This window comes from Reyranella sp. (assembly GCF_004297405.1).
GTDB lineage: Bacteria > Pseudomonadota > Alphaproteobacteria > Reyranellales > Reyranellaceae > Reyranella.
In genome coordinates, this window is sequence record NZ_SCVC01000006.1 from 12,674 (window position 1) to 38,159 (window position 25,486).

General features: G+C 66.2%; 29 protein-coding genes. 13 read left to right on the forward strand and 16 right to left on the reverse strand.

Features of this window, described 5'->3' with window-relative positions; translation table 11 throughout:
• The first annotated feature begins 18 nt into the window (after positions 1-18).
• Positions 19-1,071 (forward strand): MerR family transcriptional regulator, encoded by a 1,053-nt coding sequence (locus EPO50_RS02290; protein ID WP_296341028.1) that lies wholly within the window; start codon positions 19-21, stop codon positions 1,069-1,071.
• A gap of 141 nt (positions 1,072-1,212) precedes the next feature.
• On the opposite strand, the gene EPO50_RS02295 is transcribed toward EPO50_RS02290, so the two are convergent.
• Together EPO50_RS02295 and EPO50_RS02300 are read right to left on the reverse strand one after the other, a co-directional pair.
• Positions 1,213-1,854, reverse strand: a complete 642-nt coding sequence (locus EPO50_RS02295) for a DUF5074 domain-containing protein (RefSeq protein WP_296341029.1) — start codon at positions 1,852-1,854, stop codon at positions 1,213-1,215.
• A 36-nt stretch (positions 1,855-1,890) separates the two neighbouring features.
• On the reverse strand, positions 1,891-3,111 hold the full coding sequence (locus tag EPO50_RS02300; RefSeq protein WP_296341030.1) for a helix-turn-helix domain-containing protein: 1,221 nt from the start codon (positions 3,109-3,111) through the stop codon (positions 1,891-1,893).
• Between the two features lie 96 nt (positions 3,112-3,207).
• Here EPO50_RS02300 and EPO50_RS02305 point away from each other — a divergent pair, with 96 nt between their 5' ends.
• Positions 3,208-3,906: a thioredoxin family protein gene (locus EPO50_RS02305; protein WP_296341031.1), complete on the forward strand. Its 699-nt coding sequence runs from the start codon at positions 3,208-3,210 to the stop codon at positions 3,904-3,906.
• On the opposite strand, the gene EPO50_RS02310 is transcribed toward EPO50_RS02305, so the two are convergent.
• Complete coding sequence (locus tag EPO50_RS02310) at positions 3,869-4,777, reverse strand: hypothetical protein (protein WP_296342346.1); 909 nt, start codon at positions 4,775-4,777, stop codon at positions 3,869-3,871. The genes EPO50_RS02305 and EPO50_RS02310 overlap by 38 nt on opposite strands.
• Here EPO50_RS02310 and EPO50_RS02315 point away from each other — a divergent pair.
• Positions 4,682-5,242 (forward strand): GNAT family N-acetyltransferase, encoded by a 561-nt coding sequence (locus EPO50_RS02315; RefSeq protein ID WP_296341032.1) that lies wholly within the window; start codon positions 4,682-4,684, stop codon positions 5,240-5,242. The two genes, EPO50_RS02310 and EPO50_RS02315, sit on opposite strands and share 96 nt — an antisense overlap.
• Here EPO50_RS02315 and EPO50_RS02320 read toward each other — a convergent pair.
• Together EPO50_RS02320 and EPO50_RS02325 are read right to left on the reverse strand one after the other, a co-directional pair.
• Positions 5,194-5,727 (reverse strand): GNAT family N-acetyltransferase, encoded by a 534-nt coding sequence (locus tag EPO50_RS02320; protein WP_296341033.1) that lies wholly within the window; start codon positions 5,725-5,727, stop codon positions 5,194-5,196. The genes EPO50_RS02315 and EPO50_RS02320 overlap by 49 nt on opposite strands.
• Positions 5,724-6,236, reverse strand: a complete 513-nt coding sequence (locus tag EPO50_RS02325; RefSeq protein WP_296341034.1) for a putative immunity protein — start codon at positions 6,234-6,236, stop codon at positions 5,724-5,726. Before EPO50_RS02325 ends, EPO50_RS02320 begins: the two co-directional genes overlap by 4 nt.
• Before the next feature lie 131 nt (positions 6,237-6,367).
• On the opposite strand from EPO50_RS02325, the gene EPO50_RS02330 reads away from it, so the two are divergent.
• Genes EPO50_RS02330 through EPO50_RS02340 form a run of 3 tightly spaced genes read left to right on the forward strand, consistent with a single transcriptional unit; the run spans position 6,368 to position 7,809 of the window.
• Positions 6,368-7,150, forward strand: coding sequence for a DUF899 domain-containing protein (locus tag EPO50_RS02330; protein WP_296341035.1), 783 nt, complete (start codon positions 6,368-6,370; stop codon positions 7,148-7,150).
• Positions 7,151-7,153: 3 nt separating this feature from the next.
• Positions 7,154-7,372 carry a hypothetical protein gene (locus EPO50_RS02335; RefSeq protein ID WP_296341036.1) on the forward strand — a complete coding sequence of 73 codons (219 nt, stop codon included), beginning with the start codon at positions 7,154-7,156 and terminating at the stop codon, positions 7,370-7,372.
• On the forward strand, positions 7,369-7,809 hold the full coding sequence (locus EPO50_RS02340; RefSeq protein WP_296341037.1) for a GFA family protein: 441 nt from the start codon (positions 7,369-7,371) through the stop codon (positions 7,807-7,809). The genes EPO50_RS02335 and EPO50_RS02340 overlap by 4 nt, the downstream gene beginning before the upstream one ends.
• 11 nt (positions 7,810-7,820) lie before the next feature.
• Here EPO50_RS02340 and EPO50_RS02345 read toward each other — a convergent pair whose 3' ends face one another.
• Both EPO50_RS02345 and EPO50_RS02350 read right to left on the reverse strand, forming a co-directional pair.
• Entirely contained in the window at positions 7,821-8,486 is a 666-nt protein-coding gene (locus EPO50_RS02345; RefSeq protein WP_296341038.1) for a hypothetical protein, read from the reverse strand.
• 80 nt (positions 8,487-8,566) lie between these two features.
• On the reverse strand, positions 8,567-10,195 hold the full coding sequence (locus EPO50_RS02350) for an acyl-CoA synthetase (RefSeq protein WP_296342320.1): 1,629 nt from the start codon (positions 10,193-10,195) through the stop codon (positions 8,567-8,569).
• Positions 10,196-10,720: 525 nt separating this feature from the next.
• Between EPO50_RS02350 and EPO50_RS02355 the strand changes: the two genes are divergently transcribed.
• On the forward strand, positions 10,721-11,380 hold the full coding sequence (locus tag EPO50_RS02355) for an ion channel (protein ID WP_296341039.1): 660 nt from the start codon (positions 10,721-10,723) through the stop codon (positions 11,378-11,380).
• A gap of 113 nt (positions 11,381-11,493) precedes the next feature.
• Here the strand turns inward: EPO50_RS02355 and EPO50_RS02360 are convergent, their stop codons facing one another.
• Positions 11,494-12,459, reverse strand: a complete 966-nt coding sequence (locus EPO50_RS02360) for a tripartite tricarboxylate transporter substrate binding protein (RefSeq protein ID WP_296341040.1) — start codon at positions 12,457-12,459, stop codon at positions 11,494-11,496.
• A gap of 186 nt (positions 12,460-12,645) precedes the next feature.
• Between EPO50_RS02360 and EPO50_RS02365 the strand changes: the two genes are divergently transcribed.
• Positions 12,646-13,359, forward strand: coding sequence for a hypothetical protein (locus EPO50_RS02365; protein WP_296341041.1), 714 nt, complete (start codon positions 12,646-12,648; stop codon positions 13,357-13,359).
• A 61-nt stretch (positions 13,360-13,420) separates the two neighbouring features.
• Here EPO50_RS02365 and EPO50_RS02370 read toward each other — a convergent pair whose 3' ends face one another.
• Both EPO50_RS02370 and EPO50_RS02375 read right to left on the reverse strand, forming a co-directional pair.
• Positions 13,421-13,966 carry a hypothetical protein gene (locus EPO50_RS02370; protein WP_296341042.1) on the reverse strand — a complete coding sequence of 182 codons (546 nt, stop codon included), beginning with the start codon at positions 13,964-13,966 and terminating at the stop codon, positions 13,421-13,423.
• Complete coding sequence (locus tag EPO50_RS02375) at positions 13,963-14,511, reverse strand: hypothetical protein (RefSeq protein ID WP_296341043.1); 549 nt, start codon at positions 14,509-14,511, stop codon at positions 13,963-13,965. The genes EPO50_RS02370 and EPO50_RS02375 overlap by 4 nt, the downstream gene beginning before the upstream one ends.
• 125 nt (positions 14,512-14,636) lie before the next feature.
• Here EPO50_RS02375 and EPO50_RS02380 point away from each other — a divergent pair, with 125 nt between their 5' ends.
• The 3 genes from EPO50_RS02380 (at position 14,637) to EPO50_RS02390 (ending at position 18,782) form a co-directional block, all read left to right on the forward strand.
• Positions 14,637-16,541, forward strand: a complete 1,905-nt coding sequence (locus EPO50_RS02380; protein WP_296341044.1) for a propionyl-CoA synthetase — start codon at positions 14,637-14,639, stop codon at positions 16,539-16,541.
• A gap of 158 nt (positions 16,542-16,699) precedes the next feature.
• Positions 16,700-18,214: a 3-hydroxyacyl-CoA dehydrogenase gene (locus EPO50_RS02385; protein WP_296341045.1), complete on the forward strand. Its 1,515-nt coding sequence runs from the start codon at positions 16,700-16,702 to the stop codon at positions 18,212-18,214.
• A 7-nt stretch (positions 18,215-18,221) separates the two neighbouring features.
• A complete protein-coding gene (locus EPO50_RS02390; RefSeq protein WP_296341046.1) occupies positions 18,222-18,782 on the forward strand; it encodes a hypothetical protein in 561 nt (186 codons plus the stop codon).
• 31 nt (positions 18,783-18,813) lie between these two features.
• Here the strand turns inward: EPO50_RS02390 and EPO50_RS02395 are convergent, their stop codons facing one another.
• The 5 genes from EPO50_RS02395 to EPO50_RS02415 all read right to left on the reverse strand — a co-directional run bounded on the left by EPO50_RS02395 (position 18,814) and on the right by EPO50_RS02415 (position 23,622).
• Complete coding sequence (locus tag EPO50_RS02395; RefSeq protein ID WP_296341047.1) at positions 18,814-19,011, reverse strand: hypothetical protein; 198 nt, start codon at positions 19,009-19,011, stop codon at positions 18,814-18,816.
• A gap of 36 nt (positions 19,012-19,047) precedes the next feature.
• The gene (locus EPO50_RS02400; protein WP_296341048.1) at positions 19,048-19,527 is read right to left on the reverse strand and encodes a GNAT family N-acetyltransferase; all 480 of its coding nucleotides are present in this window, start codon (positions 19,525-19,527) and stop codon (positions 19,048-19,050) included.
• Positions 19,528-19,768: 241 nt separating this feature from the next.
• Positions 19,769-22,114, reverse strand: coding sequence for a hypothetical protein (locus tag EPO50_RS02405; RefSeq protein WP_296341049.1), 2,346 nt, complete (start codon positions 22,112-22,114; stop codon positions 19,769-19,771).
• Positions 22,115-22,139: 25 nt separating this feature from the next.
• Positions 22,140-22,925: a PP2C family serine/threonine-protein phosphatase gene (locus EPO50_RS02410; protein ID WP_296341050.1), complete on the reverse strand. Its 786-nt coding sequence runs from the start codon at positions 22,923-22,925 to the stop codon at positions 22,140-22,142.
• 19 nt (positions 22,926-22,944) lie between these two features.
• Complete coding sequence (locus tag EPO50_RS02415) at positions 22,945-23,622, reverse strand: VWA domain-containing protein (RefSeq protein WP_296341051.1); 678 nt, start codon at positions 23,620-23,622, stop codon at positions 22,945-22,947.
• Positions 23,623-24,038: 416 nt separating this feature from the next.
• Here EPO50_RS02415 and EPO50_RS02420 point away from each other — a divergent pair, with 416 nt between their 5' ends.
• Positions 24,039-24,329, forward strand: coding sequence for a hypothetical protein (locus EPO50_RS02420; RefSeq protein ID WP_296341052.1), 291 nt, complete (start codon positions 24,039-24,041; stop codon positions 24,327-24,329).
• An 84-nt stretch (positions 24,330-24,413) separates the two neighbouring features.
• Here EPO50_RS02420 and EPO50_RS02425 read toward each other — a convergent pair whose 3' ends face one another.
• The gene (locus EPO50_RS02425) at positions 24,414-24,965 is read right to left on the reverse strand and encodes a TetR/AcrR family transcriptional regulator (protein ID WP_296341053.1); all 552 of its coding nucleotides are present in this window, start codon (positions 24,963-24,965) and stop codon (positions 24,414-24,416) included.
• A gap of 77 nt (positions 24,966-25,042) precedes the next feature.
• Between EPO50_RS02425 and EPO50_RS02430 the strand changes: the two genes are divergently transcribed.
• A complete protein-coding gene (locus EPO50_RS02430; protein WP_296341054.1) occupies positions 25,043-25,426 on the forward strand; it encodes a hypothetical protein in 384 nt (127 codons plus the stop codon).
• The last annotated feature ends 60 nt before the right edge of the window (positions 25,427-25,486 follow it).

Below are 25,486 nucleotides of genomic sequence, written 5' to 3' on the forward strand. Positions count from 1 at the left end.
GCAACAACGAGGTGATCCGTGAACTCTTTTTCTCCTTCCGGTCCGTTCCTGAATCCGTCCGAAGCCGCAAAGCGTCTCGGCGTTTCCATCAAGGCGCTGCGCCTCTGGGAGCAGCGCGGGCTGGTGACGCCTGTCCGTACCGCCGCGGGATGGCGGGCCTATGGGACGGCTGAGATGGTGCGCGCGGGCGAGGTCGCGGCCTTGCGCGCGCTGGGCCTCAGCCTCGCCGAGATCGCGCGCGTGCAGGGCGGCGATGCCGATGCGCTGGAGCCCGCACTGGCTCGGCATCAGGCGGCGCTGGAAGCGCGCGGGCGCGATCTCGCCGGCACGGTGGCCAAGGTGCGCCAACTGCGCGCCGATCTCGCGCGCGGCAGGGCGCCCGAGGCCGGCGAACTGGTGCGCCTGCTGCAGTCCGCCGCCGAAATCGAGGTGGCGTTCGATCTGCCGTGGCCATGGGGCGGCGAGCGCTTTGAGCTCAGCGACATCCGCGCGCTCAGCTACATCATCGGTCCGCTGGGCAGCGGCAAGACGCGGCTGGCGATGCGGCTTGCCGAGACTCTTCCCGACGCGGCCTTCATCGGTCTCGACCGCATGGCCGATGGCGGCGCAGCGGCGCGCGTGCGGCTCGACGCCGATCCGGCGCTGAAGGCGCGGGTCGATCGGACGATGGCGTGGCTGATCGAAGACGGCGCGTCGCCCTCGGACGCGTTGACGACGCTGCTCGTTCCACTCGAAGCAGAGACGCCGGCAGTGCTGGTGATCGACATGGTGGAGCAGGGGCTGGATCAGGCGACGCAGGAGGCGTTGATCGCGCACCTGCGGCGTCGTGGATCGAAGGAGCGCCCGCTGTTCCTGATGACGCGCTCCTCGTCGATCCTCGATCTCGCCGAGGTGGGAGCTGACGAGGCAATCCTTCTTTGCCCGGCCAACCACAGCCCGCCGATGCGTGTCTCTCCCTATCCCGGCGCGCCCGGCTACGAAGCCGTCGCCACCTGCCTCGCTCCCCCCGACGTCCGCGCCCGCACCGAAGGCGTCATCGCCTGGCGCCCGCCGGTGCATAAGGCCTCTTGATGAGTACCTCCCCATTCAAATGGGGAGGTGTCGGCGCCCTACGCCGACGGAGGGGTCACAAGCGTCGCGCATGCCCCCTCCGCCGCGTCAGACGCGGCACCTCCCCCGATGATGGGGGAGGTGGATGACAGGGCAGGCGTGCTACTTCGCGCGCTTCGGACGTCGCACGGCGCGGACCTTCGCGCCGCTGCCGTCGCCGCAGTAGAAGCGGTCGGCGCCGTCGGATTCCAGGCCCGACACACCGACGCCGGCCGGCATGTCGAGCTGTTCCAGGGTCTCGCCGGTCTTGGGATCGATGCGGCGGATGTCGCTCTGGTCGGCTTCCCACGTCGCGTGCCACAGCTCGCCGTCGACCCAGGTGACGCCGGTGACGAAGCGGTTGGACTCGATGGTGCGCAGGATCTTGCCGGTCTCGGGATCGATCTGGTGGATCTTGCGCTCGCGATACTGGCCGACCCACAGCGCGCCTTCAGCCCAGGCCATGCCGGAGTCGCCGCCATCGCCCGGCGCGGGGATGGTGGCCAGCACGCGGCCGGTCTTGGGGTCGATCTTCTGGATGCGCTTCTCGGCGATCTGGAAGAGATGCTGGCCGTCGAAGGCCGTGCCGGCATGGGCCGCGACGTCGATCGAGCGCTCGACCTTGCCGTTCGCGGGATCGAGCGCGTTCAGTTTTTCGCCCGACGCGAACCAGACGTTCTTGCCGTCGAACGTGACGCCAGCGACCTGATCGACGCCGGGGAAGGGGCCATACTCTTGGACGATCTCTGCTGCCTGCGGTTTCATGTGACTGTCCTCGTCGAGGGTTACGATGGTCCTTACCTAACCACCGGGCAGCGGGGCCGGGAGTAACAAGGTCGTCGTGAATCCGGGCACCGGCGGCGTCATCCAGCGCAGCGACCGTCCGCGACCGAACGATTGGACCTTGCCGGCCGCCGCCAGCGCGTCGAGCGCGCGCTGCACGGTACGCTGGCTGGCGCCCAAGGCCAGGGCGAGCGCCGAACTCGACCAGGATTCGCCGTCGTTGAGGAAGGCCAGCACCTCGGCATGCGCGTCGTCGGCGGGCCGCGCCAACACGACGATCTCGCGGCCGTCATGCGGCGCCAGCTCGAAGCCGCGCTCGGTCGCGTTCACCTCGGCGAGCGGCCGCAGTTCCGCCCGCAGTCGTCCGATCTCGACCCTGAGCCGCGCGCGATGCGATTCGTCGGCGGCCTTGGCGCGGAAGGCTTTCGAGACCAGCGCATCTCGCGAGGCGTCGCCGGGCCAGGCTTCGGCGAGTGCGCGGGCCAGCGCAAACAGCACCGGCCGCGTGGCGAGCGAGACCACCGTGTCGCCGGCGCGCACCACATGGCGGCAGGCATCGACGACCAGCGCGTTCGACGCGAGCAGGGCTTCGACCTCTTCGAGGAGCAGCGGGCGTTCGCGGCCGCATTCGATCAGCCGCGCCGCGGGCGTGTCGAGCACGAGGGCGGCGCTCTCGACCTCCGCCGTCAGCGCGGGGATGCGCGCTTCGCGGGCAGCGTCGCGCGCGCGGGCGAGAGCGCCGCGCGCGGCTTTCGTCGAGAGACGGCGCATGGCGATGCCCGCCGCCACCAGCTCGTGGACCGTGCGTGACGCCGGCGGCAGGGGCGCGGGATCGATTCCGTCGAGCCGGCGCTCGGCCTCGTCGAGGCTGCCGATCAGCAGCAGGCGGCGGATGTCGAGATAGCGCGCCTGTGCGGCGTTCACTTTGTCGCCGTGCGCGTCGAGCGTCGCGCGGGCGGCATCGAGCGCCTTCTCCGGCCAGCCGAGATCGCGCGAGACCAAGGCCACTTCGGCTTCGGCCACGACGCAGCGGGCGCGGGCCATCGCTTCCTTCGGGCCGAAGGCGCGGGCGGCGCTGCGCAGCAGGGCCTTGGCGCGCGCGAAGTCGCCGAGCTGGGCCATCGCGATGCCGCGCAGCGCCAGCGCCGGTGCGTCCTCGCGGAGTGCGACGCGATTGAGCGCGCCCAGCGGATCGCCCGCCGCCAGCGCGCGCGCTGCGGCCGTGATCAGCGAGTCCACGAGATTGCCATCCAGAAGCCCGCCACGATTGTCACTCTCGCCCGTTGTCCTCAGTGCCTAGACTCTTCGGGTCCCCTCAAGAAACAGGAGTTGGCCATGCGCAATCAAGTCGTTTCGCACGAGGACTGGCTGAAGGCGCGCCTCGATCTGCTGGCCGCCGAGAAGGAATTCACCCACCGGCGCGATGCGCTGACCCGCCGCCGCCGGGAAATGCCCTGGGAGCGGGTGGAGAAGGACTACCGGTTCGAGGGGCCGAACGGCACGCTCTCGCTTCCCGATCTCTTCGACGGCCGCTCCCAGCTCGTCGTCTATCACTTCATGTTCGCGCCCGACTGGGACGAAGGCTGCAAGTCCTGCTCCTTCTGGGCCGATACGTTCGACGGCATACCGATCCATCTCGCGCATCGAGATGTCGCTTTCACCGCGATCTCGCGCGCGCCGTTCGCCAAGCTCGACGCCTATCGCCGGCGCCTGGGCTGGAGCTTCGCGTGGGTCTCCTCGCAGGGCAGCGACTTCAACTACGACTATCACGTCTCGTTCACGCCGGCCGAGATGGAAGCGGACAAGGCCTATTACAACTACGAGATCCAGTCGGACACCGGCAGCGACCAGCCGGGCATCAGCGTCTTCGCCAAGGACGAGGCGGGCCAGGTGTTCCACACCTATTCCTGCTACACCCGCGGCATCGACATGGTGAACGGCGCCTACCAGTTCCTCGACCTGGTCCCGAAGGGCCGCGACGAGGACCGCCTGCGCTTCACGATGGAGTGGGTGCGCCGCAACGATCAGTACTGAGGGGGATCGTATCGACGATTTCCGCATCCAGCACGAGATCGTCGCGCGCGGACAGCAGCCAGAGACGGTCGACGTCAAATCGCAGGATCGGCTGGTCCCACCATCGGTCGATCAGGCGCGCGAGATCGGCGGTTTCCGCGACGGTCAGATCGTCGAGGAGATTGAAGAGACCGACGGGATAGAGGTCGGTGACGCGGGCGTTCAACGCTCTTTGTATCCGGACGAGTGCGTTCTCGGCGCCGATGCGCTCGGGATAGGTCTTGAGATACAGGCGGCCGTGATTGAGGGAGCCGGAGAACAGCCCTCGCAGTTCGATCCTTAGCTTGCCCAGTTGGGCGAGCGCGGTGAACCGCTCATCGCGCGCGGGGCTGCTGCACAGGGTTGCGTGCAGCCGCGAGCGCCGGGCTTCGAGAATGCCCCAGGCAATCTTCGGGGCGAACGATGCCGTTCTCAGCTCGCGGACGAGTTCAAGGAGGGCGGGCGCGTCATACAGCGCCGCCGGAACCGGCAGCACGAGAGAGGTCACGGTGTCATGCAGACCCATGAGGTACGGCGTGCCTGCCTTGCTGGCGATGATCTTGGGGTGAGAGGGCGCGACCAGCGGCAGATGGGCGAGGCGATACTGCTGATCGAGGAGGAGCGCCTGGCCGGATGAAAAGCGTGTTCGCTGAGAGGCGTATCCGAGGTCGGCGTCCGTACAAAGGTTCATCGGGAGACGGTAGAGTGGATCCCAATCCCGTGGAACCTTTCGAGCGCCACCCGGACTGACAATCGCATGACAACGCGCATTCCTCGCGAGCCCCTGAAAACCGATCGGTTGCTGCTTCGACCGACCAGTGCCACCGATGCGGAGCGCGCCTTCGAGATTCAATCGGACTGGGAAGTGACGCGCATGCTGGCGTTAGCGTCGTTCCCGCCCAACCGGCAGGAGATCGAGCGGTGGTTTGCCGATCACCCGAACGAATGGGCGGCGGGGGACGCCTATCGCTTTGCCGTCCTGCTCGACGGGAAGATGGTGGGCCTGGTCGATGTAGACGGGATCGGCGAAGGCTGCGGAAGCCTGGGCTACTGGTTCGACCGCGCCGCGTGGGGACAGGGTTATGCGTTCGAGGCCGCACGTGCCGTCACGCGCTTTGCTTGCGGCGAGCTTGGACTCCTCAAACTGATAGCCGGACATGCCCACGACAATCCGGCCTCCGGACGGGTCCTTGCCAAGCTGGGATTCAGGCGCCTCAACACCGTCGAACTCTTTTCCCGGCCGCGAAACGAATACATCTCGCAATGTCTCTACGAGAGGGGCGACACCGCCCTCGATGGCAGCTTCGGCGAGCGGTAGATCACGATCTTCTCGCCACGATAGATCGTGCCGCGTTCGAGCGTGAAATTCGCTTTCTCAAGCACGCGGCGGGAGGCGACGTTCTCGACAGAAACCAGGCCGACGAGGGACGGCAGCTTGAGTTGCACCAGCCCGAGGCTCGTCAGCGCTGGGGTGATCTCGCTCGCCAGCCCCTGGCCCCAAAGAGCGCGTTTGAACGTGTAGGCAACCTCGATTTCTTCTTGGTCATCGACGACGACCTGCCGGAGTCCCGCCCGCCCGGCGAACTCACCCGTCAGTGTTCTCAACACCCAAAGCCCGAAACCATGCTGCTCCCAATGGGCCATGTTGGTTGCCAGGTATGCCTTCGTGGCCTCGGGCGAGCGCACGCCGCCCAGATAGCGGGACACATCGGGATCGAGATGCAGCGCGACCAGGTCCGCGAGGTGATCCTCGCGCAGCCTTTCGGCGATCAGCCTCGCGGTCCTGAACGGCTCCGTCTTCATTTGCGCAGCTCGGTGTCGAGGTCGCTCAGCAGCTCGCTGAAGCGTCCGCGTCCACGACGCGGGGCGGGCAGGCGCTGCAGGACGCTTCGGACGGCCGGGGAGGCGAGGTCTGCGGCCCAATCGAGGTGTTCGCGGCCTACGCTGGTGTCGTTTGCCGCATCGAGTTCGAGGGCAAGCGCCTGATGAACCGCTGCCCCGAGAACGTGTTTGACCTGGTGCGGGCTGGCGAGGGGATGGAGGAATGCCGCTGCGGCGGCGTGACTGGCGGCATGAGCGGCGTTGGCGGCGGGAGCCTCCTGGGCTTCGCGCGCGGCGGTGTAGGCCGACCATGCCGCCGTGCGCAGGGCCGCCGTGCGTTTCCTGCCGGCGGCAAAGGCTTCCGCCTCGGTGATGGCGTCGCGCGGGCGAGAATCGTGCGGATGGGTTGCCTCGAAGACCGGCAACACCCGGCGGGCGCAGGCTGCCGCGTAGAGCGTGACCTGCCTCAGCTCGTCCTCTTCGAGATGCATCCCGTCTGGTATCACGCCGCCCCCTGTCGTTGCCATCGGCGCCCGATCTAATCCCGACACACTTGTCACTCCCGCCCTCGGCGGGGCGGTCCCAATCTCTCACCCATCGAGACTTCAACGGAGTGAGAGCAATGACGACGACACACAAGACCAAGGCACGCACGGGAACGCGCGAGGAGTGGCTGGCGGCACGGGTCGAGCTGCTCAAGGCGGAGAAGGAACACACGCGGCAGGGCGACGTGCTGGCACAGCAGCGGCAGGCGCTGCCGTGGGTGCGGGTCGACAAGGAGTATCTGTTCGAGACGGAGCAGGGCGCGGCGTCACTGGAAGACCTCTTCAAGGGGCGCTCGCAGCTTCTCGTCTATCACTTCATGTACGGGCCGGATTACGTGGCGGGCTGCCCGTCCTGCTCGTCGATCGCCGACGGCTTCAACGGCATCGTCGTCCATCTGGAAAACCACGACGTCGCCTTCTCGGCGGTGTCGCGCGCACCGCTGGCGACGCTGCAGGCCTTCAAGCGGCGCATGGGCTGGACCTTCCCCTGGGCCTCTTCGCTCGGCGGCGACTTCAACTTCGACTTCAACGTGTCGTTCACCGAGCAGCAGCAGCGCGACGGGACGATCGACTACAACTTCGAGCGCGCCGGCCACTCGATGGATGCGGGCGAGCCGCCGCTGCCCGTCGTGCAGACCGCGGCGATGACCGGCGTCGACGTGCCGACCTTTGCGCGCGACCGGCCCGGGCTCAGCGCCTTCGTGCGCGAGGGCGGCGCGATCTATCACACCTATTCGAGCTACGCGCGCGGCATGGATGGCATCTGGGGCATGTACCACTGGCTCGATCGCGCACCGAAGGGCCGCAACGAGGCGGGCGGCGTGTGGTGGCGCCACCACGACAAGTACGACAAGGCCTGAGCCATGGCCAACTGGCTCGGCCTCGCGGCTGCACCGACCTTTGCCGTGATGGCGCTGCTGACGGCGGCATCCGGCGGCGGCGCGATGGGCGCGCTCTGCTCAGGGCAGGGCGCGTCACCCTTCAGCGGCATGGTGCTGATGTACGTCCTGATGAGCGCCTTCCATGCGGCGCCGTGGCTGAAGTTGATCGCCGGCACCGCCGGAAGAGGAGAGAAGGTATGAAAGAAAACACGAGCGGGCCCTATACCGGCGGCTGCGCCTGCGGCGCCATCCGCTACGAAATCCCCGGCGAGCCGATGGTGATGGTCGATTGCCAGTGCCGCGACTGCCAGAGGAAGAGCGGCACCGGCCACGGTTCTTATCTCGCCTTTCCGGGGCGGGCGTCGGTGAAGCTCACCGGCAAGGCGACGCACTGGGACCTCGCCGGCGACAGCGGCAACATGAAGACGCGTGCCTTCTGCCCGACCTGCGGATCGCCGGTCTATCTCACCTCCGCGGCCATGCCCGACCACTTCACCGTGCACGCCGCGAGCCTCGACGATCCCGGCCGCTACAAGCCGCAGATGGTCTTCTACAAGGCGAGCGGCTACGCCTGGGACAAGCTCGATCCCGCCCTGCCGACGTTCGACAGGATGCCGCCGAAGCCGGATGCGGGTTGAGGCGGCGTCCGTCAGGGGCGAGGGGACGGTGTGGTCGCGGCCGCTTTCGCCAGACGTCTGAGTGCGCTGTTCGTCTGGTGATCGATGTAGGTGACGCCACCGACATCCAGCTCGTCGCCCTGTTCCTGGAGGTGGATGGCGTAGCGCGGTCCATACCATGCAATCATCTTCACCTCGCGAGGCGTGCCCGACTTGGTTCGGATGGAACGGACGATCTCGTCTTCCGGCTTGCCGTATTGCTTCCTGAGAGAAGCGGCCAGGTCGTCGAAGGTCGTCGGCTCGACGATCAGGGCCATGAGATAGAGCCGCTCCGATAGCGCCGGATCGTTCGCCTTCGGCGTGAAGTAGAAAAGACTGGTGTGTTTGTGCCGGCCGAACTTGAAGCGGGCGGGTTGCCATTGCCCGCTCCCGGTGTTCCGAATGAAGTGGCAGGCCTTGACGCCGACCTTCCGCAGGTCGTCCGGCGGGCCCATCTCCTGGCCCGTTTCCCTGGCCAGCCTGTCGCCGCTGCAGACCAGCCGGACGTCGCCCGGTTCGCTGTCGGGGACTCCCTTTCTGCGAACCTCCTCGAGCGTGTCGCCGAGCGTGAAACCGAGAAAGACGATCGGCCCTCTGAGCACGTCGGCGCGCGCCGGTGCGCCCAACAGAGACGCGGCCAGCACCAGCGGCAGGATCAATCGCAGCATCGTTCCACCCGGATGGATTGTATCTCTTCCTGGATTATCCCTTATAAGATGTCGGCGGCAGGATTAAGACCTCAGACCGCCTTCGCCCAGTCGCGCAGGACGAACTTCTGGACCTTGCCGGTTGAGGTCATCGGCAGGTCGCGGAAGACGACATAGCGCGGGCACTTGAAGGTCGCGAGGTTGGCGCGGCAGTGGGCGATGATCTCCTCGGCCGCGGCCTTGGCGCCGGGCTTCAGCACCACGAAGGCGCAGGGCGTCTCGCCCCATTTCTCGTCGGGCTTGGCGACGACGGCGACGTTGGCGACGGCGGGATGCGCCATGATCACGCCCTCGACCTCGATGGTCGAGATGTTCTCGCCGCCCGAGATGATGATGTCCTTCGAGCGGTCGCGCAGCTCGATGTAGCCGTCCTCGTGCAGCACGCCGAGATCGCCGGAATGGAACCAGCCCTGCGCGAAGGCATCCTTCGTGGCGGCGGGGTTCTTGAGATAGCCCTTCATGGTGAGGTTGCCGCGGAACATCACCTCGCCCATGGTCGTGCCGTCGCGCGGCACCTCCTTCATGGTCATGGGATCCATCACCGTCACGCCATCCTGCGCGGTGTAGCGCACGCCCTGCCGGGCCTTGAGCGCGGCACGCTCGTGTGCCGGCAGCTCGTTCCACTCCTCGTGCCAGGAGCAGATCGTCGCCGGGCCGTAGACTTCGGTCAGCCCATAGACGTGCGTGACGCGGAAGTTCTCCTTCTCCAGCGCTTCCAGCACAGCGGCGGGCGGCGGGGCGGCCGCGGTCATGAACTCCACCTTGCGCTTCAGCGGCCGGCGCTCTGCCGGCCCGGCGCCGATGATGAACTGCATGATGATCGGCGCGCCGCACATGTGGCTGACATCGTGGTCGGCCAGCGCATCGAAGATCGGCTTGGCCGCGGCGCGGCGCAGGCAGACGCTGGTGCCGCCGACCAGGGCGAGGGTCCACGGGAAGCACCAGCCGTTGCAATGGAACATCGGCAGCGTCCAGAGATAGACCGGATGCAGGCCCGTCGGCCATTGCGTGGCGTTGCCATAGGCCGAGAGCGTGGCGCCGCGATGGCTGTAGACGACGCCCTTGGGGTTGCCCGTCGTGCCCGACGTGTAGTTGAGCGAGATGGCGTTCCATTCGTCGGCCGGATAGGTCCAGACGAAATCATCGCGGCCGGTGTCGAGGAATTCCTCCCAGGTCGTGTCGCCGATCTGCGCGCGGTCCTCGCATTCGGGATCGTCGATGTCGACGACCAGCGGCTGGACCTTGGCGATTGCCAGCGCCTCGGTGACGACGCGATGGAACTCGCGGTCGACCAGCAGCACTTTGGTCTCGCTGTGGTCGAGGATGAAGGCGATCATCGCCGCATCGAGGCGGGTGTTCAGCGAGTTCAGCACGCCGCCGGTCATCGGCACGCCGAAGTGGGCCTCGTACATCTCGGGGATGTTGGGCGCCATGATCGCCACGGTGTCGCCGGTGCCGATGCCGACCTTCACCAGCGCCGAAGCGAGCCGGCGGCAGCGCGCATAGGTCTCGGACCAGGTCTGGCGGCGCTCGCCGTGGATCAGAGCGACATGGTCGGGATAGACGCTGGCGGTGCGCTCGATGAACTGCAGCGGGGTGAGGGGTGCGTAGTTGGCCGGTGTCTTGTCGAGGTCGCGCTCGTAGATGTTGTGGGCGGCCAGCGCGGTCTTGTGCGAGACCAGCCGCGGCGTCGCCAGCCGCGCGACGGAAGGCCGGCTCTTGACCGAGCGGCGCAGGCCGGGACGGGTGAGCGACTTCGGCGCGGCCTTGGCGGTCGCTTTGACCGTCGCCTTGGGGGCGGCCACTTTCCGGGCGGCGGGCTTGGCTTTCCGGGGCGCAGCCTTCTTCGGCGCGACCTTCCGCTTCGGGGTCGCCGCTGTCCTTGCTTTCTTCGCCTTCGCAGCCTTCTTCTTGCTGCCGGCGGGACGCCTGGTCGTGCCGCTGCCCTTACCCGTCTTACGCTTTGCCATGATCGCTTCCGTCTGCCTCCTCGAGGACGGGCACTTTCTCACATGCTGCGAAGGCCCGCGACAGTCTTGGTGCCGCTGGGCGTGTGCAACTCCAGCACAGGGCTTGCCGAGCGAACGGGTTTGGCGGATTTTTGCGGCCGAGAGTTGGGGGCAAAGAGTATGACGATCGACGCGCCGGTTCCGGCCGGTTCGGGGAAACTGAATCGAAACCGCGGGATGCTGCGGCGGATCGCCTACGTCCGCCGCAACCGCTGCAGCGTGCTGCTCGGCATGCTTTGCCTGCTCATTGTGCTCAGCCCGCTGATCGGCGGTTCGGCGGTCGGCGGCGCCGTCCTCGTCGCGGCCCTGGTCTCCATTCTGGTGGTTGCGCTCTGGGCGTTGCGCGTGCGCCGCCGGGCGGTGCTCAGTGCGGCGTTGCTGGGCTTCATCGCCGTCGACGCGGTGGCGCTGCGCGGCATCGGCGGATCGCTCCTCGTCAACGTCTCGATCGTGGCGATGACCGTCACCCTGATCATCGTCACCATCGCCCTGCTGAGATACGTGCTCGACTGGCATGTCATCACGGTCGACAAGGTGTTCGGCGCGATCTCGGCCTATGTGCTGATCGCCTTCACCTTTGCGAGCCTGTTCTCGCTGCTGCAGGTCTTCGAGGCGCACGCCTTCGCCTACGTCGAGCCCGACGGCCACCTGTCGTGGATCGACATGATGTACTTCTCGTTCACCGTGCTGACCTCGACCGGCTTCGGCGAGATCACGCCGCGCACCGGCATGGCGCGCAGCCTGATCATCCTCGAACAGATCGTCGGCGTGATGTACGTCGCCTTCCTGGTCGCGCGGCTGGCCAACCTCTACGGCAGCAAACGCGCCCCGAAGTAGCCCTACTGTCGTCCTGAGCGAAGCGAAGGACCTCATCGCCGCTTGCAACCGGCATGAGATCCTTCGCTAAAGGCGCATGTGAATGCGCCCTGCTCAGGATGACAAGAAAGACTTCACTCCAGCTTGATATCCAGCTCCTTCAGCAGCTTCGCGAAGTAGGCGCGGTCGTCGCGGACCTGGGCGTCGAACGCGGCGTAGGGCTGGTGCTCGACATTCTGCGCCACCATCAGGAGCTTTTCCTTCATGTCGGGCAGGGCGGCCACCTGGGCGCAGGCCTCGGACAACCGCTTCAGCACCGGCTCCGGCGTTCCCTTGGGCGCAAACAGGCCGAACCAGCCGCGCGAGCGGAAGCTGGTCAGGTCGAGGCCGACCTCCGCCGCGGTCGGCACGTCGGGCAGGTCGGCGAGCCGCGTCGAGCCGTCGACGAAGACGGCGCGCACCTTGCCGCCCTTGGCGTAGGGCATGAACGAGGTGTCGAACACCATCTGGATGCGGCCGTCGAAGATGTCGGCGGTGGCGTCGACGATGGTCTTGTACGGCGCATGCTGCATCTGGATGCCGGCGGTGCGTGTCAGTACCTCGCCGGTGAGATGGCTGATCGTGCCGAGGCCCGAGGAGCCGTACCAGTATTTGCCGGGGTTCTGCTTAACGAGCGCCACGAACTCGGGCCATGTCTTGACGCCGAGTGCGTTGGTGATCGTGACCACGAGGATCGGCGTCGACAGCCGCGCCACGCCGACCAGCGCCTCGGGATCGAACGGCACCTTGCGCGCGACCGGCGCGATCGAGAGCACCGAGGTGGGCGCCACCATCAGCGTGTAGCCGTCGGGCGGGCTCGACGCCACGATCTGCGCGCCGATGCCGCCGGTCGCGCCGGGCTTGTTCTCGACGACGACCTGCTGGCCCAGCACCGTGGAGAGCTTCTCGGCATAGAGCCGCCCGACCTGATCGGTCGACCCGCCCGGACCGTAGGGCACGATCAGCCGGATCGGCCTGGTGGGCCACGCCGTTTGTGCGCGGACGGAAGGCGAGGCGAGGGCCGCAAGCGAGCCGAGAGCGACAGTACGACGGCCGATCATCTGTTTGTTCCTCCTCGTTTCTTTATCTTCCCTTATCAGAACGGCGTGCAATCGATTGCACAAGCCGCCAACTCTTACTGAGCGAGACTGAACAGCTTCGGGTTTCAGCATGGGGCGCAGCCCCTAGCGTGCGGTTGTGCAGGCTGCGATACGGTATCGAGAATGCGTGATGACAGGTGAGCAGCGGTGACCCGTCCTTCGATGAAACGGCAAGAGCGCTTCTTTGTCGAAGAAGCAGCAAGGCGTTTAGGCAAGATATGGGATTTGGGAAATGACAGTGAACGGCCCGACTTTGTGACTACTGAAGACGGGGCGCAATTCGGCCTGGAAGTGACCGAGATTTTCCAGGGTGAGCGACGTCAGGGTGGTTCTGCGTTAAGGGAAAAGGAGTCGCTTGTGCAGCGCTCCGTAAACGACCTTCGACGTCAGTATGAAGCAATTGCCGGCGTTCCTCTGACGGTCCGGTTTGTCGGCAACATGGAAGCCGACAACCTGACGACTGTGGTCCCTGTGCTCGTGGCGCAAGATTTTCCCTCGAAGCCAATCAGCTACCGATTCGAGTACGATACTACTGCTCTGTATCCCGACCGCGCTCCGCTCCACGTATATGTTACGAAGGGACTACGGCCAGAGTGGTACAGCGTGAATGATCGCGTGGGATTTGTAGACCGGAAGCCACATCCAACCATAGCTACCGCGATCAAGAGAAAAGCGAACAGGTTGGCTCAGTACAGGGCCACTGTTGGAGATGATGTACGTCTCCTGATCGTAGCGAATCGCCTCCACAACAGCGGCAAACTACTACTTGAGGATGCAGCCAGGTTTGATTTCCATGGGTTCAGCAAGGTGTATTTCTTTTCTTACCCGGAGGCTGTGGCTGTCTTGAATCGCGCGCGCTAGACGTCGCTGAGTGAGGACACTCGAAGGACGCAAAGTGGGCGGAGTGGCGCGCCGCCAGCGCTCACTGCGCCAGGTTGAACGACTCCAGGAATCGCCGCGTATCGGGGCGTGTCTCGACGCCGGCCTTGCCGTCGACGACGAGCTGGTAGAGGCGGCCACGGACCCAGTAGACGCGGGTGACGGCGACGTTGCCGTTGGCCTGCACGACCGTGTACTCGCGGCCCTCGGAGCGGCCGAGCTGCAGCTTCTTCTCATCGCGCCAGGTGTTGCCGGCGGCGGAACCGTTGCGCACCTGCGTCAGGATCACGTCGGCCGCGGCGTTCTTCGTCACGCTCGCGGGATAGTCGACATAGGAGGCGACATAGGCCACGCGATCGACGACGGCGGTTGCCTCCGCCATCGGCACGGTGGTGCCGCCGCCGGTCGGCACGGGTACGGTCGCGGTCCTGGGGATCGCCGGCATCTCGACGCGATAGCGGCCGCCGTCGGGCTTGTACTCGATCCAGCGGGTCGGATTGTAGGTCTGCGCACTGGCCGCACCGGCAAGGGCAGCGAGGCCGGCGAGCATCAGGGTTGCCGTTACGAACCACATCACAAAACGGGTCATGGTCTCACGAGGCTGAAGGAATCGAAGAAGCGGCGGGTCTCGGGCCGGGAGTCGAGGCTGCTGGCGCTCTCGTTGCGCGCGATCATGATCTGGAAGATGCGATTCTCCCACCACACGCCGCGTATGATGAACGCGCGGCCGTCCCTGTCGACGACGATGAATTCGCGGGCGGGCGCGCCGCTGATGGTGAGGGGCGCATCGCGGCGCAGCCGGCGCTTCTGTGCGATGCCCTGGCGCAGGCTCCGGAATATCTCCTCCGGCGACATGCCGCGGGTGAGTTCGGGAGGATAGTCGGTATGCGCCACGGCGTAGACCGTATCGTTCTCTTCGACGATCGCCTGGATCTGCGGCACGGTGCGGCCGTCTTCGGTCGGTATGTCGTCGGTCTTGATCACAGGCGTGCCCGGCATTTCGACGCGGTAACGTCCGCCCGCAGGGCGATATTCGCGCCAGGTGGGAGTGCCCGACGTCTGGGCTTCCACCACAACCGGTACCACGAGTGCTAACGCCACGCTTACACACAATGCCAGGGTCGTGTGATGCATGTCTTCCCCCAGGTCCGACTGCAGGACGGATAGTCTCACATCCGGATTGCAGCGGTCCATGGCCGGGGTTAAGCCTGCCCTCGACACGGAATGAAGACCTGCCTCTGGCAGGGGAGGAAAACACCATGGCGGTCGGGGACAAGTATCGCGCGGTCCATGCGCGCTCGCTGAGCGATCCGGAGGGATTCTGGGCCGAGCAGGCGGCAGCGATCGACTGGTCGCGGCGCTGGGACAAGGTGCTCGATGGCGCCAACCCGCCCTTCTACCGCTGGTTCGAAGGCGGCGAGCTGAACGCCTGCCACAATGCGCTCGATCGTCATGTGGATGGCGGCCGGGCCGAGCAGGTCGCACTGATCTACGACTCGCCGCTGACGGGGACGAAGAAGCACTTCACCTATCGCGAGATGCGCGATCAGGTGGCTCGCATCGCCGGCATGATCGCCGCGCAAGGCGTGGGCAAGGGCGACCGGGTCATCCTCTACATGCCGATGATCCCCGAGGCCGTGATGGCGATGCTCGCCTGCGCGCGGCTGGGAGCGGTGCATTCCGTGGTATTCGGCGGGTTCGCCGCCAAGGAGCTGGCGAGCCGCATCGACGATTGCGCGCCCAAGCTGATCCTGACGGCCTCGTGCGGCATCGAGCCCAATCGCATCGTGCAGTACAAGCCGATGATCGATCAGGCGATCGAGCAGGCCACGCATAAGGTGCCGCGGGTGATCCTGCTGCAGCGGCCGCAGGCCGAGGCGACGATGGTGAAGGACCGCGACCTCGACTGGAACGAGGCGCTCGCCGCCGCCAAGCCGCACGCCTGCGTTCCCGTGAAGGCCACCGATCCGCTCTACATTCTCTATACGTCGGGCACGACCGGCCAGCCCAAGGGCGTGGTGCGCGACACCGGCGGCTACTGCGTGGCGCTGTCGTGGTCGATGAAGAACCTCTACGGCGTGCAGCCGGGCGAGGTCTACTGGTGCGCCTCGGATATCGGCTGGGTCGTCGGCCACAGCTACATCGTCTATGGCCCGTTGATCCATGGCGCGACCACCATCCTCTACGAGGGCAAGCCGGTGGGCACGCCCGATGCCGGTGCCTTCTGGCGCGTGATCTCTGAGCACAAGGCGATGGCGCTGTTCACCGCGCCGACGGCGTTCCGCGCCATCAAGCGCGAGGATCCCGACGGCAAGCTGCTCAAGACCTACGATCTCTCGAACTTCCGCACGCTGTTCCTGGCGGGCGAGCGCGGCGATCCGCCGACCGTCGAGTGGGCGCAGAAGATGCTGGGTGTGCCGGTGATCGACCACTGGTGGCAGACCGAGACTGGCTGGGCGATCTGCGGCAACTTCGTGGGCGTGGAGGCGATGCCGGTGAAGCTCGGCTCGTGCTCGATGCCGGCGCCGGGCTGGCAGCTCGACGTGCTCGACGAGAACGGCAAGCCGATGAAGGCGGGCGAGGTGGGGGCGCTGGCAGGCAAGCTGCCGCTGCCGCCGGGCACCTTCCCGACGCTCTGGAATGCCGACGAGCGCTACAAGCAGAGCTACATGGCCGAGTTCCCCGGCTACTACAAAACCGGCGACGCGGGCTTCATCGACGCCGATGGCTATGTCTCGGTGATGACGCGGGTCGACGACGTGATCAACGTCGCGGGCCACCGTCTCTCGACGGGCCAAATTGAAGAGGTGCTGGGCGCCCACACCGACGTCGCCGAGTGTGCGGTGATCGGCGTAGCCGACGAGCTGAAGGGGCAGGTGCCGCTCGGCTTCCTGGTGCTGAAGGCCGGCGTCAACCGCCCGCACGAGGAGATCAAGGGCGAGGTGGTCCAGATGGTGCGCGACCGCATCGGCCCCGTCGCCTTCTTCAAGAGCGCGCTGGTCGTGCAACGCCTGCCCAAGACCCGCTCCGGCAAGATCCTGCGCGGCACCATGCAGAAGATGGCCGACAATCTTCCGTGGACCTTGCCTGCAACGATCGAAGACCCCGTCGTCCTCGACGAAATCAAGGACGGGTTGAAGGGTGCGGGGTTTGCCAAAGCGTAAGGAAAAGCCCTCATCCTGAGGAGGCGCCCTCATCATTCATGGGGCGCCGTCTCGAAGGATGGGCAACAGACAGGGTGTTCGTTCCCATCCTTCGAGACGCGCTCCTTTGGAGCGCTCCTCAGGATGAGGTTGGTTTTGTAGTGAAGAAGGACAGCAATATGACTCTCGATATCAACCGCTCGGATCTCACCGTGGGCGTGGTCGGAACCGGCGCCATGGGGCGTGGCATTGCGCAGGTGACGGCGCAGGGCGGCATGAAGGCCATCATGTTCGATGCGGCGCCCGGCGGTGCTGCCAAGGCGAAGGCCGCGATCGTCGAGACGCTGAAGGGCCTCGTGGCCAAGGGCCGGCTGACCGATGCCGACCTCGCCAAAGCCGATGCCAATCTCGGCGTCGCCGAGAAGATCGAGGACCTCAAGGGCTGCCATGTCGTGGTGGAAGCCGTGTTCGAGAACCTCGAAGTGAAGCAGAAGCTGTTCGGCGAGCTGGAAGCGGTGATCGCGCCCGACGCGATCCTGGCGTCCAACACCTCGTCGATCCGCATCGCCTCGATCGCACGCGCGCTCAAGCATCGTGACCGCGTCTGCGGCATGCACTATTTCAATCCCGTGCCGCTGATGAAGCTCGTGGAGGTGATCCGCACCACCGACACCGCGCAGTGGGTCGTCGATGCCATGGTGGCACTGGGCAAGCGCCAGACCCGCGTGCCCGTGGTCGTGGGCGACACGCCGGGCTTCCTCGTGAATCTCGGCGGTACTGCCATCGGCACCGAAGGCCTGCGCATCTATCAGGAAGGCCGCGCCACACCGGCGCAGATCGACACCGTGATGCGCGAGAGCTGCGGCTTCCGCATGGGCCCGTTCGAGCTGATGGACCTCACCGGCATCGACGTGAACTTCCCGGCGCGCAAGATCATCTACGAGGGCTTCTTCCATGACCGGCGCATGACGCCCAGCCCCTATCACGAGAGCCTCTACGCGGCGGGCAAGCTCGGCCGCAAGACGGGTGGCGGCTGGTACGCCTACGACGCCAAGGGCGCGAAGGTCGATCCCGGCAGCGATCACCTGCCGTCGGTCGAGGCGGCCAAGAGCGTCGTCATCATGGACACGCATAACAAGAAGCTCGTCGGCCTCGTGAGCGCCGACGGCGCCAAGATGCTGGGCGCCGACGACGGCAAGAGCCCGATCCTGGTGGCGCCGATCGGCAAGGATTGCACCACGACGGCGATCGAACTCGGCCTCGATCCCAAGCGCACCGTTGCCGTCGACCTGACGGGCGACATCACCAAGCGCCTCACCATCATGACCGCACCGGGCGCCGATCCGGTGGTGCGTGACTCGGTAGCGGCGCTGCTCGCCAAGTCCGGCGCCAAGATCACCTTGATCAAGGACTCGCCCGGCTTCATCGCCCAACGCATGGTCGCGATGATCGCCAACCTCGGCTGCGAGATGGCGATGATCGGCATCGCCTCGGCCGCCGACGTCGACACGGCGATGACCTTGGGCCTCAACTATCCGCGCGGGCCGTTGGCGCTGGCCGATTGGCTGGGCGTCAAGGAAACCCACGAGATCCTGGTGCAGGCGCAGGCCATCACCGGCGACGATCGCTACCGCCCCAGCCAGTGGCTCCGCCGCCGCGCGATGCTGGGCCTCAGCGCCACGACGGTCGAATAGGGCGGTCGTGCCGCGACTGCCTTTGCGGACACTCGTTCTCGGGCTCGCGTTGCTGCTGTGCTTCGGCACGGCAGCCACCGCGCAGCTCAAGAACGAGAACCTGCTGGTCGGCCTGCCTCAGGGATTCAAGGTGGGCTTCAGCGACTCGCGCAACGGCATGAACATGCAGGAGTGGGTGCCGTCGAACGAGACGGTGCAGAACTGGACCGAAATGGTCACGGTCCAGGTCTTCCTGAACCGCACCGATCTCGATCCGGTGAAGTTCCTCGCGACCCTGCAGCAGCAATGGGCCGGCGCCTGCAAGGGCAGCGTCGCCACGCCGGTCGCGACGAGCCGGGTGAACGGTTATCTCTCGGCGTCGACGCTGCTGCGCTGCCCCTTGCTGGCCTCGACGGGCAAGCCCGAGACGACGATGGTGAAGACGATCAAGGGCAACGACAGCTTCTACGTCGTGCAGCGCGCCGTCCGATCCGTTCCGGCGCCTGCGCAGCTCGAACAGACGAAGAAGTACCTCGACGGCGTCAGCCTCTGCGACACCCGCCTGCCGGCGCATCCCTGCAGGATGTAGCTTTGGATACGGCCTGCTGGCGGAAAGACGCTCAGCGGTCGGTGACGACTCTGACGGGCAGAGGGACCGGACCGTACCTATGGTCGATCTCCTGGCCATTGATCTTAACGATGTCGACCTTCGTTATGCTGTTGGCGCGGGCGGGCGACACGAGATCCTTGCCGGTCTGGACGACCAGGGCGGCGGCGATCACGGTCAGGACGATCTTGGTGTAGCGGTCTACGAGCACGGCGCTTCCTCTCTCATGCGGAGCACGAACGATAGTTCATCGCGGGAGCTTCTTGCTCATATAGACCGTGATGCCGTTCAGGTACGGCTCTTCGCGGTCCACGACGTAGCCGAGGCGGCGGTAGAGCGCGACGTTGGCCTCGAAGGCGGCGTTGGTCAGCAGGCGGGCCTCGAAGCAGCCGACTGCGCGGGCGATGCTCTCGGCATGGTCGAGCAGGCGCCGTCCGATGCCGCGGCCCTGGGTCTCCGGCGCGACCGCGACATTCTCGATCCAGATATGATCGTCGCGCTGCATGGTCTCGATCACGCCGACGATCCGCCCGTCGGCCTGCCCACCCTCGACGATGACGTCGAAGCGATGCTCCTTCAGCGCCTTGTCGTAGTCGACGCGCATCGGCAGCGGCTCGCGGCCGATCGCCGGCACCCATCGCGCATAGGCGGCGCGCACGATGCCGGCGATGGCGGCAGCCTCCTGCGGTTCGGCAGGTCGAAGCTTGATGTGAGGATCGCTTGTCATGGCTGTTCTCCAGAAAACGGACACAAAAAACCCGCCGACCGGGCGCGGTGGCGGGGGTGCTGCAGACGAACGAGGCGGGGAACTAACTTCCCGCTGGCCTTCCTGTTCGCACGTTCAGCTCGCCGCGCCGCACCGTGAGGGTGCGTCGGCGTCGCTGCGAGAGGGTGGAAGGCCGCGAAAGCATGGCGTCATCTGAAATGAGAAGCCGGGCACGGTCAAGCGCACCTGCGCCGGGTCAACGTTAGCGGCGGGACGGGCTGGAGCTGGGGCTGGATCTCGACGGCGGTGGCGGTGGCGGTGGCGGCCGGGAGGGCGGTGGGGCCGCGCGGGGAGTCGGCAGATCAGGAATGAGTCGCGGCGCCGGCGGCGCCGACCGCGGCGGATCGGACGCGAGTTTCGGTGGCGACGCAGCCGGCGGTTGATAGCGGGGCACGTCGGGGATGAGCTTCGGTGGCGGTGGAGCCGGCTGGGAGCGCGGCGGGTCGGGGACATAGGTCGTCGCGGGCGCGGTCTGCCGGGGGCGCGGCACGTCGGGGATATATCGCGGCGATGGCGAAGCCGGTTGGGAACGCGGCGGATCGGCGACGGGCCTCGTTAGGGGAGCGGCCTGCCGGGGAGAGAAAGGGACGGGCGGTTGATAGCGCGGATGGCCGACGTCGCGCTTCAGCGCAGCGGTCTCGCGCGTCTTCAGTTCGTGCCGCAGAAGCTCGCGATCTACACCGTCCGGCGCGCCGGGCATGGCGAGATTGCGGCTCGCCGTGAAACGGGACATCGCGGCCATGGTAGCCAGTCCCCAAACGCCGTTGATGGGACCGGGATCGAAACCGAGACTCTTCAATCCCGATTGGAGGTACTTCACCCCCTCGGGTGAGGTCTCGTCGTCCCTGAAGGGGGCGACCGTGTCGGTGCCGTTGGCACGGCAGAAATCCTCGGGCTCCACGACGAGCACGTCGTTCACCAGACAGGAAGCCATCGGACCGGTCGCCGCGCTCGACGAGGGCGGGGCGATGGGTGCCGCAGGCGGAGCGATGGGGCCTGCGGACCGCGGCGGCGGTGGGGGTTGTGGCCGGGCATCGGCGATCAGCTTGTGGCAGTCCGCAGCGTTGTAGCCCCGCTTCCAGGCCTCTTCGGCCCAGTCGGCCAGATCGCTGTCGTTCGTCCAGCCATAGAAGCTGCCTTCCGTCGCCTTGCGGCAGACATCGACGCCGACGCTCTGCGCAGGTGTCGGGTCGTCGGCATTGCGCGTGACGGTCTGCGTCGGGGCAGGGGGCGGTGTCGTCGTGGTGTTCGTCGTCGTCTTCATGCCGTCGGCACATCGGGCGATGAGCGCCAGCACGGCCCAGGCGATGGCGATCCACATCAGGATTTTTCCGAGCGACGCTCGGCCGGTGCGTGGCGCAGGCTGGGGCGGCCACGGCGATGGCGCGGGCTGGGTCTGCCAGGGTGTCGGTGCAGGTTGAGGCGCGGGCTGTGGCGACCAGGGTGGTACCGGCGGGGGTGGCGCGCTCGCCGGCGGTGACCCGAATACATGGCCGCCCATCTGCCGCGGGGCGGCGGGCGCTGCTGCCTGCCGCGCGCGTTGCTGGTCGAGGGTGCAGAGGCCGCAACCCTTGCTGAAGTGGCCGTGCTCGTTCGGCCGCACCGTGCAGCGGGTGAAGATCTTGCTGGTGATGAGCTTGCGCAGATGGTCGTTCCATTCGCGCGCCGTGGGGCGCGCTGCCGGATGGCCGGTGAAGGCGCGGTCGAACAGGCTGCGGGTCGAATCTTCCAGAGACTCGTGAATGCTGGCCCGCGCCGGCGCGACGCGGGACGAGGGCGCGCGGCCGTAGGCGTAGAGGCCGGCGAAGATGCGATCCTGGATCGCGGTTGGCGCGTTGCCCTGCCGGTCGATGCCCTGAAAGGGGTGAACACCATTGTTGAGCAGGCGGAAGACGATCACGGCCAACGCGAAGAGATCCTGCTCGATGCCGAGCTGCGCCGGTTTCTTTCCGGCAGCCTCGGGCGCGATGTACTCGAACGAGAACTGATGCGCCGGCCAGCGCTGCGTGCCTTGGATCGAGAAGCCGTCGGTGTCGAGGATCGCGAGATACCAGGCGCCCGGATAGAAGCGCACGTTCACCGGCTTCATGTCGATGAAGTAGTGCGCCTGCGCGTGCAGCTCGGCCATCAGTGCTGCGAGATTGGCCGCCAGCAGCAGGCGGCCGCCGTAGAACTCCGGAAGGCCGAGGTTTTGCCGGCTGGAGCGCTGCAGCACGTTCTCCAGCTCCGTCGCTGCCTTGAAGTCGACGATCGGCATGACGAAGCCCAGGAAGTCGCCGGCACGATCGCTCAGGATCGCCGCCGGCCAGGCGATCTGCACGTACGTTTTGCCGCCCTCGACGATGGGCGGAAGATTGGGCGCACGCCGAAGCATGTCCTCGACCTTGCCCTGATATTGCCGGCGATCCTCCGGTGTGCGGTAGATCTTCGCCACCAGCTCGGGATGCTGGGCCACCCGGTAGATGTCGCCCGCAGCGCCGCCGCCCAGCCGCTTTTCGAGCCGGAGCACTTCGCGGCGGCCGCCGAAGTCGGCAAGGACCTCAGTCACGGGACAATCTCAGGCACGGTTGGGCTCAATCACAATAAGTGCGCTTCACCCAAACGAGCGTCTTGTCGTCGCCGGAGATCTTGCGAAGCCCATCGCGCTGCAGGAGTTCGAGCAGGCCCGCTTCCGCCACGCTGTGTTCGTTCTGATCCAGGAACTTGGAGACAGGTTCGAGAAAGGGTGCGAACGGCGCCTGGCCACCTTTGGCCAGTGCGAAGGGCGTCACGCCATCGCTCATCAGCGCGATGAGATCGCACTCCGGTCCGAAGCGCAGGAAGCGCAGGCGCGAGCGCCAGTCGTCCTGCGTGAAGAAGTAGGTCTCGTTGGCATATTCGCCGTTCTCGGGCGGCGACAGGACGAAGCTGGCGAGGTCTGCCGCCTGGGCTGCCAGGCCGGCGCCATCGCCGATGTGGAAGAAGGCGCCGCCGGTCTTGTCGACCAGAACACCAACGACGGTTGCATGGTAATCCGAGAGGTCGCCGCCATTCTCGCAGGCCTCGTCGATCACCTTGGCGCGGACGAGGTCGATGCCTTCCTCGACCCAATGACGGAGGAGCGCCTCGTCCATGTCGGCGATCGCGAGGTCGCCTTCCGACGAGAGACGGTCGGCAAGCCACCAGGAAAGCTCTTCGCAGAGCAGGGTCGACCCGAGGTCGGAATACTTTGCCGATCCCGCGCCGTCGGCACCGACCGCGACGAAGCGGTCGGCATCGACGTGCCTTACTCTGTTGGCGTCCTGGCAGGGGATTCCGGCTTCGACGTGATCGAAGCCGGGCACCGACACCGCACAGCTCTTCCACCCGGCGCTGGGCACGGTGAATCGCGGGGCTATGTCAGGTGTGGACTTCGGCCCAGCCGGCCGGCGAGGGGAGCTGCGCGGTGGTTCCCTGGGCTGCCCGCGAGGCCGACGTCGCGCTGCGGCTCAGCCAGACGAACAGTTCCTTGAACTTCAGGCCCTGCAGCTTGAGCGGGGCGCGGGCCGAGAACAGGGCCAGCGGATCGAGATTGGCCTCGCCGGTGCCGATGCCAAAGAAAGTCAGCTGATTGCTCGCTTCCGCAGTCTTGCAGGCCTGCGCCGCGAGTTCCCAATCGGCGTCGTTGGGGTTGCCGTCGGTGATGGCGAACACCCAGGGCCGGTTGTAGGGAATGCCGTTCGCCTTGTAGCGCGCCTTCTGCTCGTCGATCTTGCTCATCGCCAGCCGAACTGCGGCGCCGAGCGGCGTCGTGCCATTGGCGACGATGGTGGGCGCGGTGAAGGCCATGGCGTCGGTCCAGTCGACCACCACCTCGGCGACACCTTCGCCGCCCAGCCGGACGACGAGGAGCTGGACGCGCTGGCTCGCTGTCGGATCGGCTTTCAGTTCGGCTTCGAGCAGTTTCAGGCCGGCATTGAGCTCGTCGATGGGTTGACCGACCATGGATGTCGAACCGTCGAGCACCAGCACGCAGGGCAGTCGCTGGCTCGTATTGTCGATCAACGCGACGTCCGGAATCGTTACGCCCTCAGTCATCCCACTCCCCCCATTAAAACCCGCGCGACAGTAATGGAGCCTCGCGCGTGTTTGCAACCATTCAGGTCTTATGGGCGCCATGAATACAACTAGCGAAGAATGCGGTCACGCGATTCTTGGCGTCGAAGCATTCTTCCAGTGCGTTTTGCACGGATAGGTTGTTGTGGGCTGTCTCAGGTATGCAGGCAATGCCAGCATGGCGCCGTGAAAGACCGGTACGAGCACCGCGCCCGCGGCCCCGCCTCGTGACGAGGGCTTGATCTCTATCTGCGTGTAGCCGGCGAGCGAGTGTTACTCACTTCGACGTAACATCACGTTTTTTTCGCATGTGGTTTCCAAGATAAATTCGTTCGTCGTTGCCGGATTCGATTCCCAACTCAGCCGCATCTCTCTTGTTCCTTTAGGGATGCGTTCAGATGTTCAAGCAGACTCTCTCAGCCCTCGCCGGCGTTGCGTTCGTCGTCGGCGGTGCGAGCGCCACGTTCGCGCAGGCGTCGGAAGAAAACATGGCGCGTTGCCAGCAGCTCTACAGCCTGTGGTCCAAGCACAACGGCACCTCGGGCTACGGCAGGGTGCTCGAAGCCGACATGGGCATCGAGCATTGCCGCAAGGGCGAGTTCGCGGTCGGCGTGAAGCAGCTCAAGGCGGCGCTCAACCGCTCGCAGATTCCGGTACCCCCGGCCGTCGAGACCGCGAACAACCGTTAACGGTTGTTGTCCGCCGCTCGACACACGGCGGCAGGGCGGGGCGCGTCCTTGCCCTCGCTCCTGCCGCCGTGACTTCGAGATTTTTTATGTTTCGAACAGCGCGCCGACATCGTCCAGCGCCGAGGCCGGGATCGCGGCATGGCGGGGATCCATGACGATCGCCTGGCCGAGATACGCCCAATAGAGGAAGGTCGCGCGCGCGAGTGCCAGCTTGCGGGCCACACCGGCCGCGACGAGCAGCCTGGCGATGTAGGCGATTCGCTCGGCGTCCACGGAAGCGACGATTGCCGCCACGCTCCTGTCCTCGGTGGCCCATGTCCTTATCGCGCGATCGAGCCGCGGCCTGGCAGCAAAGGCGCGCTTCAGAAGGTATTTCAGACGATCCGGTTCGTCCTTGCCGGCGACGTCCTGGATGACCTGATCGGTCATCCGCTCCTGCCAGCTCCGCAGAAGCGCCGACTTGAAATCCGCGATGTCGGCGAAGTGCCAGTAGAAGCTGCCGCGCGACACGGTCAGCTTTTCCGCCATGGCGCCGACCTTGAGCGCGCCGACGCCGCCGCTCGCGAGCGTGCGCAGGCCCTGGTCGATCCAGTCCGTCTTCGTCAGTCGGTCGTCGTTCCCGGTGTCATTGGTCACAGCATCAACCATACACAGGTGTATTGACCGGCACCACGGTGGCTGCCATCGTCGTCTCCATACAGAGATGTATGGTCATGAACTGGCAAGACACGGCTCTCGTATTGGCGGGGATCATCGGCAGCACCGTCGCGGTGATCCACGGCGTTCTCGTCCAGCGCTACATGGTCAGACCGGTCGGTGCATTTCTCCAGGCGGAGAAGCGGGCGGCCGCGTCGACCCGGCGGCTGGTGCCGCTGCTCCTGCATTTCAGCACGGTGAGCTGGTTCGTGGGCGGTCTGGCGCTAATCGCGGCGGCCGGCTGGTTCGGCGCGGAGGCGCGGCTGGCCACGAGCCTGATCGTCGGCGGACTCTATCTCTATGGCGCGCTCGGCAATCTCTGGGGAACGCGCGGCCGCCACCCCGGCTGGATGCTCTACTCAGTGGCTCTGATCTTGATCGCGTTCGGGGCCATCAGGTAGGTTGACGTTTACGTAAAGGTAAACTACATCCCGAGCGCTGGCGCGTGGACCACTGACGGC

What these genes read in the sequence shown, in the direction of transcription:
- EPO50_RS02420 (WP_296341052.1), top strand. Translation starts at nt 24,039, where the DNA reads ATGTTCAAGCAGACTCTCTCAGCCCTCGCCGGCGTTGCGTTCGTCGTC.
- EPO50_RS02385 (WP_296341045.1), top strand. Translation starts at nt 16,700, where the DNA reads ATGACTCTCGATATCAACCGCTCGGATCTCACCGTGGGCGTGGTCGGA.
- EPO50_RS02380 (WP_296341044.1), top strand. Translation starts at nt 14,637, where the DNA reads ATGGCGGTCGGGGACAAGTATCGCGCGGTCCATGCGCGCTCGCTGAGC.
- EPO50_RS02400 (WP_296341048.1), bottom strand. Translation starts at nt 19,527, where the DNA reads ATGACAAGCGATCCTCACATCAAGCTTCGACCTGCCGAACCGCAGGAG.
- EPO50_RS02330 (WP_296341035.1), top strand. Translation starts at nt 6,368, where the DNA reads ATGACGACGACACACAAGACCAAGGCACGCACGGGAACGCGCGAGGAG.
- EPO50_RS02415 (WP_296341051.1), bottom strand. Translation starts at nt 23,622, where the DNA reads ATGACTGAGGGCGTAACGATTCCGGACGTCGCGTTGATCGACAATACG.
- EPO50_RS02325 (WP_296341034.1), bottom strand. Translation starts at nt 6,236, where the DNA reads ATGCATCTCGAAGAGGACGAGCTGAGGCAGGTCACGCTCTACGCGGCA.
- EPO50_RS02340 (WP_296341037.1), top strand. Translation starts at nt 7,369, where the DNA reads ATGAAAGAAAACACGAGCGGGCCCTATACCGGCGGCTGCGCCTGCGGC.
- EPO50_RS02295 (WP_296341029.1), bottom strand. Translation starts at nt 1,854, where the DNA reads ATGAAACCGCAGGCAGCAGAGATCGTCCAAGAGTATGGCCCCTTCCCC.
- EPO50_RS02355 (WP_296341039.1), top strand. Translation starts at nt 10,721, where the DNA reads ATGCTGCGGCGGATCGCCTACGTCCGCCGCAACCGCTGCAGCGTGCTG.
- EPO50_RS02335 (WP_296341036.1), top strand. Translation starts at nt 7,154, where the DNA reads ATGGCCAACTGGCTCGGCCTCGCGGCTGCACCGACCTTTGCCGTGATG.
- EPO50_RS02360 (WP_296341040.1), bottom strand. Translation starts at nt 12,459, where the DNA reads ATGATCGGCCGTCGTACTGTCGCTCTCGGCTCGCTTGCGGCCCTCGCC.
- EPO50_RS02315 (WP_296341032.1), top strand. Translation starts at nt 4,682, where the DNA reads ATGACAACGCGCATTCCTCGCGAGCCCCTGAAAACCGATCGGTTGCTG.
- EPO50_RS02430 (WP_296341054.1), top strand. Translation starts at nt 25,043, where the DNA reads ATGAACTGGCAAGACACGGCTCTCGTATTGGCGGGGATCATCGGCAGC.
- EPO50_RS02305 (WP_296341031.1), top strand. Translation starts at nt 3,208, where the DNA reads ATGCGCAATCAAGTCGTTTCGCACGAGGACTGGCTGAAGGCGCGCCTC.
- EPO50_RS02320 (WP_296341033.1), bottom strand. Translation starts at nt 5,727, where the DNA reads ATGAAGACGGAGCCGTTCAGGACCGCGAGGCTGATCGCCGAAAGGCTG.
- EPO50_RS02370 (WP_296341042.1), bottom strand. Translation starts at nt 13,966, where the DNA reads ATGACCCGTTTTGTGATGTGGTTCGTAACGGCAACCCTGATGCTCGCC.
- EPO50_RS02375 (WP_296341043.1), bottom strand. Translation starts at nt 14,511, where the DNA reads ATGCATCACACGACCCTGGCATTGTGTGTAAGCGTGGCGTTAGCACTC.